7 protein-coding genes are annotated in these 8,510 nt (G+C 63.7%); 6 read left to right on the top strand and 1 reads right to left on the bottom strand.

The features are described from left to right. Positions 1 to 37 precede the first annotated feature (37 nt). The 4 genes from purF to ACZM96_RS08170 all read left to right on the top strand — a co-directional run bounded on the left by purF (position 38) and on the right by ACZM96_RS08170 (position 5,825). Positions 38 to 1,456, top strand: coding sequence for an amidophosphoribosyltransferase (gene purF, locus ACZM96_RS08185; protein WP_489488453.1), 1,419 nt, complete (start codon positions 38 to 40; stop codon positions 1,454 to 1,456). A gap of 11 nt (positions 1,457 to 1,467) precedes the next feature. Then, complete coding sequence (gene uvrC / locus ACZM96_RS08180; RefSeq protein WP_489488452.1) at positions 1,468 to 3,555, top strand: excinuclease ABC subunit UvrC; 2,088 nt, start codon at positions 1,468 to 1,470, stop codon at positions 3,553 to 3,555. A 460-nt stretch (positions 3,556 to 4,015) separates the two neighbouring features. After that, a complete protein-coding gene (locus ACZM96_RS08175; protein ID WP_489488451.1) occupies positions 4,016 to 4,900 on the top strand; it encodes an EamA family transporter in 885 nt (294 codons plus the stop codon). Between the two features lie 433 nt (positions 4,901 to 5,333). After that, positions 5,334 to 5,825 carry a Spy/CpxP family protein refolding chaperone gene (locus tag ACZM96_RS08170; RefSeq protein ID WP_489488449.1) on the top strand — a complete coding sequence of 164 codons (492 nt, stop codon included), beginning with the start codon at positions 5,334 to 5,336 and terminating at the stop codon, positions 5,823 to 5,825. Positions 5,826 to 6,072: 247 nt separating this feature from the next. Here ACZM96_RS08170 and ACZM96_RS08165 read toward each other — a convergent pair whose 3' ends face one another. Continuing rightward, entirely contained in the window at positions 6,073 to 6,753 is a 681-nt protein-coding gene (locus tag ACZM96_RS08165; protein WP_489488448.1) for a TetR/AcrR family transcriptional regulator, read from the bottom strand. 138 nt (positions 6,754 to 6,891) lie between these two features. Here ACZM96_RS08165 and ACZM96_RS08160 point away from each other — a divergent pair, with 138 nt between their 5' ends. Beyond that, the gene (locus tag ACZM96_RS08160) at positions 6,892 to 7,896 is read left to right on the top strand and encodes an HlyD family secretion protein (protein WP_489488446.1); all 1,005 of its coding nucleotides are present in this window, start codon (positions 6,892 to 6,894) and stop codon (positions 7,894 to 7,896) included. Next, positions 7,886 to 8,510 (top strand): ABC transporter ATP-binding protein (locus ACZM96_RS08155; protein ID WP_489488444.1); only part of this gene is annotated, 625 nt, incomplete at its 3' end. The genes ACZM96_RS08160 and ACZM96_RS08155, both read left to right, overlap by 11 nt.

Genomic DNA, 8,510 nt, shown 5'->3' with positions numbered 1-8,510 from the left:
ACGGACAGGCCGTTCTGCTTACTTCAAGGAGAAGTATATGTGCGGTATTTTCGGCATCATAGGTCATGAAGACGCCGCCCGGCTCACCTACTTCGGTCTGTATGCCCTGCAGCATCGCGGTCAGGAAAGCGCGGGCATCGCTTCGTGGGACGAAAAGGAAGGCGCCTGCCATCTGCACGTGGGCATGGGACTCGTGCCCGAAGTGTTCCACGAAGAAGACCTGCGGCATCTCACCGGCGAAACGGCCATCGGCCACGTGCGCTATTCCACTACGGGCAAGCCGCAGCTGCGCAACGCTCAGCCGCTGCTCGTGCGCGTGAGAAACGGCATTCAGCTCGCCCTCGTCCACAACGGCAACCTCACCAACGCCGCCGCCCTGCGCCGCGAACTCGAAAACGACGGCTGCATCTTCCAGACCACCATCGACAGCGAAATCTTCGTGCATCTCATCGCCCGGGCCCTTTCCTGCGGCTCGCTCGAACAGGCCATCATCAAGGCGTGCAGCCGCGTGGAAGGCGCCTACAGCCTGCTGCTGCTCAGCGAAGGCCGCATTTACGCCATACGCGATCCGCACGGCTTCCATCCGCTCAGCATGGCCAAAATGGGCGACTCCTGGGTGTTCGCCTCCGAAAGCTGCGCCTTCGATCTGCTCGAAGCCGAATACGTGCGCGAAGTGCAGCCCGGCGAAATGATCATCGTGGAGCCCGGCGCGCTGGAATACCGCAGCGTGCGCCTGCGCGACGACGACATTCCCGTGCGTCAGTGCATCTTTGAACTCGTCTATTTCGCGCGTCCCGACTCCCGCATCTTCGGCGAAGACGCCTATCAGTGCCGCAAGTGCATGGGCCGCAACCTCATCCGCGAATCCATGGCCGACGCCGAATGCGTCATTCCCTTCCCGGATTCGGGCATCTACGCCTCCCTCGGCGTGGCGCAGGAAGCCGGCGTGCCCTACGAACACGCCCTCATCCGCAACCACTACGTGGGCCGCACCTTCATTCAGCCCTCCCAGAGCATGCGGCAGTTCAGCGTTCGCGTGAAGATCAATCCCGTGCGTTCCATGATCGAGAACCGGAGCCTCTACGTGGTGGACGACTCCATCGTGCGCGGCACCACCATCCGCACCCGCGTGGCCAAGCTGCGCGAACTCGGCGCGAAGGCCGTGCATTTTCGCGTGAGCAGCCCGCCCATCAAGTACCCCTGCTTCTACGGCATCGACTTCCCCTCGCCCAACGATCTCATCGCCACCAAGTACACCCCGGACCAGATCGCGGAAATGCTGGGTCTCGATTCCCTGCACTATCTCTCGCTTGAAGGTCTGCTCGCCTCCGTGTCGCATCCCGAGCAGTACTGCACGGCCTGCTTCACCGGCAACTATCCCACCGCCCTGCCCGAAGTGCAGGACAAAATGGCCCTCGAATACCATCGCAAGGGCGACGTGCGCTTCCAGGGCTGAGACATGCCATGATGGAGCGTCCCGCCCCTTCCGCCATTCCCGCGACTCCCGGCGTCTATATTTACAAGGACGCCGGGGGCCGCATCATTTATGTGGGCAAGGCCCGCAATCTGCGCCGGCGCGTGCTCTCCTACTTCCGCCCCGCCGATCAGCTCACGGCCAAGACCGCAGCCATGATCGGCCGCGCGGCGGGCATCGAATTTCTCACCACCACCACGGAAAAAGAGGCCCTTCTGCTCGAAGCCAGCCTCATCAAGAAGCATCGCCCGCACTACAACATCTGCCTGCGCGACGACAAGCAGTACGTCATGTTCCGGCTCTCGGAAAAGGATCCCTTTCCGCGGCTGGAAATCGTGCGGCGCATGAAACGGCGCGACGGCGCGCGCTATTTCGGCCCGTTCACCTCGGGACTCGCCGCCAGAGAAACCTGGAAGACCATCCATCGCATTTTTCCCCTGCGCCGCTGTTCCGACAGAGCCATGAAGAACAGGGAAACGCCCTGTCTCTACCATCACATTCATCTGTGCGCGGCTCCCTGCACCGGAGAAATTTCCGCCGAGGCCTACGCCGACATGACCCGCCGCGTGACGCTGCTGCTCTCCGGCAAGTCCACGGAACTCATCGACATGCTGCGCAGCGCCATGGAAAAGGCCTCCGACGAGCTGGACTTTGAACGCGCGGCCTCCCTGCGCGATCAGATACGCGCCATCGAAAAGACCATCGAAAAGCAGGCCATCGTGCTCCAGAGCGGCGGCGACATGGACGTGCTCGGTCTGGTGAGCCTGCCCGACGGCCTGGCGCTCGGCATCGTGTTCGTGCGGCACGGCCTCGTGCAGGACCGCAGCGCCTTCTTCTGGCCGGGCCTCGGTCTGGAAGACGCCTCGGAACTGCTGTGGAGCTTTCTTGTGCAGTTCTATCACGCCGGGCGCTCCATTCCTCCGCGCATCATTCTGCCGTATCTGCCGTGGGAGGAAGGCCCGTCGGGTTCGGCCCTCACCGTGGATTCCCAGAGCGCGCTCGTGGCTCCCCACGCTTCGGCGAACATGGGCTCTCCGTTTCTTGCAGGCGGCGGCGTCACGCCCTGCTTCTGCGGCGAAGACACGCTCTCCGCGCCCGCGCAGAACGAGGCCGAAACGAAGCGCGCGCCCGGCCTCATTGAACAGGCCGCCGCCCTGCTTGCGGAACAGGACAGAGAGCGCGCCGCGCCCACGCCCGACGAAGACGACGAAAACGGCCGCCAGACCATGGAAGACGTGCTCGCCGAACTTCGCGGCGGCCCGGTGCGTCTTGCCGTGCCGAGGAACGAAGAGGAACGGCATCTTCTGGACATGGCCCGCAGCAACGCGCGCGAATCCGCCAAAAACCGCAAGGACGATTCCCTGGCGGACAAGCTCGCCGCGGCCTTCCGCTTCGACAGGCCCGTCGTGCGCGTGGAATGCGCCGACGTGTCCCACACCGGCGGCGAATCCACCAAGGTGGGCGCGGTCGTGTACGAAGACGGGCGTCCGCTCAAGGACGACTACCGGGTATGGAACATCGAGGGAGCCGGAGGCGACGACTACGCCGCGCTCTCCATGTGGGCGAAAAAGCGTCTGGAACACGGCGAGCCCTGGCCCGATCTTCTGCTCATCGACGGCGGACGCGGACAGCTGGCCGCCGTTCACAAGATTCTCAGCGACGAACTTGCGGAAGAGGACGGACGTCTGCCCTTCCTCGTGGCGGGCATTGCCAAGGCCAGAGACGAACGCGGTCACGCCGACCGCCGCGCGGGCAACGTGGCCGACCGCATCTTCGTGCCCGGGCGCAGCAATCCCCTGCCGCTCCGGGAAGGCTGCCCCGAACTGCTCTTTCTGCAGGTGGTGCGCGACGCGGCGCACGACTTTTCCATCGGGCGGCATCGGCAGGCCCGCGCCCGGCAGGCCTTCAGCGGCGAGCTTCAGCAGCTGCCCGGCATCGGCAGGGAAACGGCGCGTCTGCTGTGGGAGCACTTCGACTCCGTGGCCGACATGAAGGCCGCCACCGAAGCCAGACTCATGGAACTGCCCGGCATAGGAAAAAAGAAGGCAGAGGCCATCCGAAGCGCGCTGCAAAAGCTGTAGCCCCCGGAACTTCGCGGCCCGGTCTTCCTTTCCCCGACGCCGCTCCGGCAAACGCCGCGCTGGCCTTTGCGCTGCATCCCATCCGAACCTCTCTCGCCCCTGCCTTCGGCAACGAAGGTAAGCCGCTTCTGCCGCGCGCATGACGCCCGGCCCCCCTATGCCCTGCATCGCAGAAATCGTCCGGCCACGCCGTCCCGGCAAGGCGGCCGACCGCACGGCCCGCACCAAAAGCGCGGCGCGCCACGCTCTGCGCAATCGCCGCGCGCCTGCGCCGGACGCTTTGCGCCGCCACTCTTCCGCACAAAAAACGCCGCCCCTGTTGACAGAGCGGCGCTATCTTTCTAGAGCTGAGCAGGAGTCTCACGACGACGCGCCGCACTCTTCCCGGCGTGTCGACGTTTTCCGATCCCCTTGCCGCGGAACGCCGACCGCGATCTTCAACGTCCGACACGGAGACCTCATGGGATTTCTGCTCGCTCTTATTTCTTCCGCCGCCTTCGGTCTCATTCCGCTCTTCAGCCTGCCCCTTCTACGCGACGGCATGTCGGCCGAATGCGTGCTCTTCTACCGCTTCCTTTTCGGCGCGCTGGCGCTTTTCCCCATTCCCGTGCTCCGGCACGCCCGTCTTGCCGCCCCGCCGCGCGAACTTGCGCGTCTGGCCGTGTTCAGCATCATGTACGCCCTCGCCGCCCTGCTCATGTTCCAGGGCTTTCACTACCTGCCGAGCGGCGTGGCTTCCACGCTCCAGTTTCTCTATCCGCTCATGGTCATGATCATCATGATCCTCTTCTTTCACGAAAAGCCCTCCCTCCTCACGGCGTGCTCCGTGCTGCTCGCCATTCTCGGCGTCTTTCTCCTGAGCGGCGGCGAAGGCGAAGGTTCCGTCAGTCCCAGGGGCATCGTTCTGCTCCTCGTTTCCGCACTGTGCAACGCCGTGTACATCTGCGGCCTGCACGTCGCCCGCATCCGCAGCATTTCGGGCCTCAGCATCACCTTCTGGGTGCTCTTCTTCGGCATGCTGGCCTCGCTCGCCAACGCGCTGGCGTCCGGCACCTTCCAGTGGCTGCATTCCTGGCAGGAACTCTGCCTCGCCGTGCTCCTCGCCGTGGTCACCGCGGCCATTTCCAACCTCACCCTCGTGCTGGCCATCCAGCGCATCGGCTCCACCATGGCGTCCATCCTCGGCGTCATGGAGCCGCTCACCGCCGTCACCGTGGGCATTTTCGTCTTCGACGAACCCGCCACCCCGGGCGTGTTCGCCGGCGTGGCCGTCATCTGCGTTGCCGTGCTTCTCGTCATGGCCGGGCCGCAGCTTCTCGCCCGTCTGCGTCCGGGGCGCGCCTGATTCCCGCTTTTCCCGGCGCCTTTCGCTTCGCAGACATATTCCGCCCCGGTCTTTCTTTCCAAATCTTGCAAACGACGCGCCGCATCCGCCCCTTTCTGCAAGATAACACCCCAAAAGGCGGCCGAGGGCCCCTTGTTTCATCCGGTGTGCCCGCCATCGGCAAAACACGGACACGCTTCTCTGCGCCCGAACGGCACGACAAGCGCCCTCCGAACCGCATCACGGGCATGCCAAAACCGCGCCGCACAACGCCTTGCGGCCTTCCGCGCCTTCATCGGCAGGGACGCTTCCATCTTTCCGGGCGGCAATATTTCGCGAAACAGTTTGAAACGTGACAAAAAACAATGCGTTCCCTATACACTGAACTTGTGGACCACTTGCCGACAACAACTCAACAAATTCTCTTTACATTCTCTTCAAAAAGGAACGCATCATGACCAGAAAGACCATCGCCGCTTCTCTCGCCGCCGTTATCTTTGCCGCCAGCCTTCCCGCCGCCGCCATGGCCCGTCCCGATTTTCAGGGAAGATACCGCGACTGCCCGGCCTTCGCCGACTGCCCGGCCCAGACCCAGCTCACCGCCGATCAGAAGGCCCAGCTCGACAAATTTCACGAAGAACACTACAAGGCCGTCACTCCCTTGCGCGACAGCCTCAGAGAAAAGTACATGACCCTGAACGCCCTGTCCGCCAATCCCAACGCCAGCCCCGATGAAATCCGTCAGCTCACGGCCGACATCACCAAGCTCAGAACGCAGATCCGCACCGTGAACGACGACTTCTCCGCCAAGCTCGTCAAGGCCGGACTCCCCGGCATGGGCTACGGCATGGGCTACGGCCGTCACGACGGCTACGGCATGGGCCACGGACACCGCGGTTACGGTCATGACGGCTACGGCATGGGCCGCGGCGGCTGCCTGCGCTAGCCCCGTGCGGGGAATCCGCCTCCTCCTCGCGGATGACCTTCCCCGCCGTTTCCCTGCATCAACGTCGCACTCCTGAGAAAAAAGGCCGACGGACATTCCCCCTGTCCGTCGGCCTTTCTTTTAAACATCCGCGCTGCGGACTCTCCATCTGCAAGAACTTTTTCTCCCACGATAAAACGCCGCACCGAACGTCGAAGCATTCCCGGAGTGAATCAAAAACACGTCGCGTGCCCCAGATCGAGGCAGGTCAGTCGTTCCGACGCTGTTCCTTGAGCGCGTTCAGTCCGCCAAGCGCGTAGCAGGTCATGCTCTCCACCACGCTCTCCGGTTTCTCCATGAATTGCGGCAGCAAAATCGACTGTACTTTTTCGGGAAAAAGCACAAGAAACATGCACGGAAAAAGCAGCATGGCCGAAGCGTGCGCAGCCTGTTCCGAACCGGGCTCAAAGCCCGTGATCTCGCACACGAGGCTGCGTACCACACTCAGCTTGGGCAGTACGCTCTCCACCAGCGGCGCAGGCAGATGCGACGAAGGCGAAGCCACCTCGCGCAAAAGTACGGGAAGCCCCCAAAGCTCCGGAGCCTTCAGCGCGGCCCGCACCGAAAGTTCAAGAAAACCGCGCAGCTTGGCTTCCGAATCGGCGGCAGAATCCATGACGGCGTTGAGCTCCTCCAGACTGACGAGCTGCCGATGCGCTTCCACCAGCACCTCTTCGTACAGCGCTTCCTTGCCGCCGAAATAGTAATTGACCGCCGCGCCGTTCACCCCGGCCCTTTGGCAGATCTCCCGGGTGGTCGCCCTGGCGTAGCCGAGCTCGGCAAACACGCGCCCCGCAGCCTCAAGCACCACCCCCCGGGTGGAAAGGCCGTCTCTGCGCGGCGCGCTCCGCCTGCGCGGAACGTATGCGTATGCCTGCTCATGTTCCATGAAGAAACGGTACGGCAAAATATTTCAAACGTCAAATTCAAACATGAAATTGAACTTTATATTTGACTTTTTCGGGCAAGGTTTCTACCCTGAAAAAGAGAAAAACCTTTCCTGCCCTGAGCACGAAAGAGGGCTGAAATGAAAAAGATTATCCTCATTCTTGCCGCGATGGCGCTCCTTGCCGGAGGATGGCTGTTCTGGCGTCTTGCGCCGTCCGACGAATCGCCGGACACGCTGAAGCTCTACGGCAATGTGGACATCCGGCAGGTGTCGCTGGCCTTTGAACAGGGCGGACGCGTCACGGAACTTTTTGCCGAGGAAGGCGACCGCGTGACGCGCGGTCAGCTGCTCGCCCGGGTGGACGTCACCGGCCTGAAGCTCGAAGCGGACAAGCTGCGCGCGGACATTGCGGCTCAGGAACAGAACCTGCTCAAAATGAAGAACGGCAACCGGCCGGAAGAAATCGCCCGGGCGGAAGCCGCGCTGCGCACGGCCGAGGCCTCTCTTGAACAGGCGAAGCGCAACGACGCGCGCATGGCCAACCTGCGCCGCGGCAATTCCGTGAGCGCTCAGGAGCGGGAAAACGCCCAGACCTCGCTTCGCGTGGCGCAGGGGCAGCGCGACGAGGCGGCCCACGCGCTCGCGCTTCTGCGCGAGGGCTACCGCGACGAAGACATCGCCATGGCGGCGGCGCAGCTTTCCTCCGCCAGAGCGGCGCTCGCCATCATGCAGCACAACATCGAGCTCGGCGAGCTCTTCTCGCCCACGGATGCGGTGGTCAGCTCCCGCCTGCTGGAACCCGGCGACATGGCCTCTTCGGCCACGCCCGTGTTTCTGCTTTCCCTCACCTCGCCCAAGTGGGTGCGCGCCTACGTGACGGAGCCGCAGCTCGGGCGCATTCGTCAGGGCATGAAGGCCGACATTCTCACCGACTCCTTCCCCGAAGCCGTGCCCGGCCGGGTGGGCTACATTTCTCCCACGGCGGAATTCACGCCGAAAAGCGTGCAGACCGAAGACCTGCGCACCTCGCTGCTGTACGAAGTGCGCATCGTGGCCGACGATGCCGGCGACCGTCTGCGCCTCGGCATGCCCGTGAGCGTTGTCGTTCATGAAGATGCGGCGGGAGTCCGCCATGACGACTGACGACGGAACAACCTTTTCTCCTCGCACGTCCGGCGACGGAATCGTGGTCAGCGCCCGCGCGCTCGGCAAGACGTTTTCGGGAAAGAACGCGACCGTCACCGCGCTTGCCTCGCTCGATCTGGACGTGCCCGCCGGAGCCATGACGGCCTTCGTGGGGCCGGACGGCGCGGGCAAGACCACCTTTCTGCGCATGATATGCGGTCTGCTTGCGCCTTCAGGCGGCACGCTCTTCGTGCTCGGCCGCGACGCCGCAAGTCAGGCCGCGGACATTCAGAGCCGCATCAGCTACATGCCGCAGAAGTTCGGTCTGTACGAAGACCTGAGCGTGATGGAAAACCTGAACCTCTACGCCGACCTGCACGGCGTGTCCTCCGAAGCGCGGAAAACGCGCTTTCGCCGCCTGCTGGACATGACCGATCTTGCCCGCTTCACGGCGCGCCCCGCAGGCAAGCTTTCCGGCGGCATGAAGCAGAAGCTCGCCCTGGCCTGCACGCTGGTGCGCTCGCCGGAACTGCTGCTGCTCGACGAACCTTCCGTGGGCGTGGATCCGCTTTCCCGGCGGGAGCTGTGGGCCATCATTGCCGGCATGGTGAAGGAGGAGAGGCTCTCCGTCA

This window comes from Mailhella sp., assembly GCF_057866825.1.
Note: the sequence above shows the minus strand (reverse complement) of the source record. Positions and strands in the feature narration are given on the sequence as shown.